Source organism: Flavivirga amylovorans, assembly GCF_030540875.1.
GTDB classification, from domain to species: domain Bacteria; phylum Bacteroidota; class Bacteroidia; order Flavobacteriales; family Flavobacteriaceae; genus Flavivirga; species Flavivirga amylovorans.
Window position 1 is genome coordinate 1 of the sequence record NZ_JAUOEM010000014.1, and the last position, 1,404, is coordinate 1,404.

The 1,404-nt window shown below is 30.2% G+C and carries 1 protein-coding gene; it reads left to right on the top strand.

Features of this window, described 5'->3' with window-relative positions; genetic code table 11:
- Nucleotides 1-143 precede the first annotated feature (143 nt).
- On the top strand, nt 144-1,370 hold the full coding sequence (locus Q4Q39_RS20575) for an IS4 family transposase (RefSeq protein ID WP_303284478.1): 1,227 nt from the start codon (nt 144-146) through the stop codon (nt 1,368-1,370).
- The last annotated feature ends 34 nt before the right edge of the window (nt 1,371-1,404 follow it).

A 1,404-nucleotide genomic window follows, 5' to 3' on the forward strand; every position in this document is an offset into this window, starting at 1 on the left:
TAGTAGTGGTCGGAAGAAAAAATCTTCCGACCTTTTTGTTTTTATATTTCTAAACTCACTAGGATTAACCGACTGGTTTTTAGTTTTTTACTTAGGTTTTCACATGTGTTTTTTGTATCTTATATACTAATAATCATCCCTTTATGTCAGTATTTAAAGATCATAAAATTTCTGTAAACGAATTGTTGCAAATCATTCCCGAATCCCTCCTTTCACAATTATCCATCAACACAAAAGTAGATTATTATGCTAAGGTTCTTCATGGCAAAAAAATGTTTTACCTGCTACTTTATGGTATTTTAGAAAATGAAAAACTAAGCCAGCGTAGTTTAGAAGACACCTTTAATGATCCTATTTTTAAAACCTTATTCAACTTAGATAATTCAGAAACCGTTAGAAGGAGTTCTATCTCTGAAAGACTCTCTAAAATTGATGTCGGTTATTTTAAAGAGATTTTTGATTGTATATATGAGCAATTTTCAAATCAATATAGTACTATTGAGCAAACTAAATATAACCTGATACGTGTAGATAGTACTATTGTTTCTGAACTAGCAGGAAAATTAAAAGCAGGAATCAATCAAAATAATGGTAAAAAGTTTATTAAATATAGTATGTTGTTTGATGGTCTACTTCCTAGTGGTATAGAAGTATTTGATTCACAAACCTATACTTCCGAGGAGAATGCATTACCAAAAACAATTCTTAACCATGTAAAAAAGCAGAAAGACCATACTAATATCTATGTGATAGATCGCGGGTTACAATCCTCCCGAACCATGAAAAAATTTGATGACCAAAAGATCTCTTTTATTGTTAGGGCAAGGGAAAACAGAAAATATCAACAGGTACAATCCCTTATAGAAGAACATCAACAAAAAGACTTGGGGGAGCTTGTATTGATAAAGGACGCTATAGTAAAGTTCTATACTGGTGTCCCTATAAAAAATAGTAAAGGAAATACGCATTATAGAGAAGAAAAAGTCGAAAACCCATTGAGGCTTGTCATAGCTAAAAGTAAAAGCAGTCCTGAAAAAGAATTTTGGATAATAACTAATGCTATGGATCTGTCTGCTAAAGAAATTACAGATTATTATAGAAAACGTTGGGATATAGAAGTCTTTTTTAGATTTATAAAGCAAGAACTTAACGTAAAACATTTTTTATCATTAAATAAAAACGGTATACAAGTAATGATTTATATGTCCTTAATTACTGCGATGCTAATTTTACTATATAAAAAGACCAATAATCTAGGATATAAAACAGCTAAAAGAAGATTGAAAATGGAAATTAGGAACCTTGCAATTGCAATAATTATAACTCATACTGGAGGTGATCCCAATATGATTTTTAAAAAAGAAACATAAAAAAAGTGGTCAGAATTTCTTCCGACCACTACTA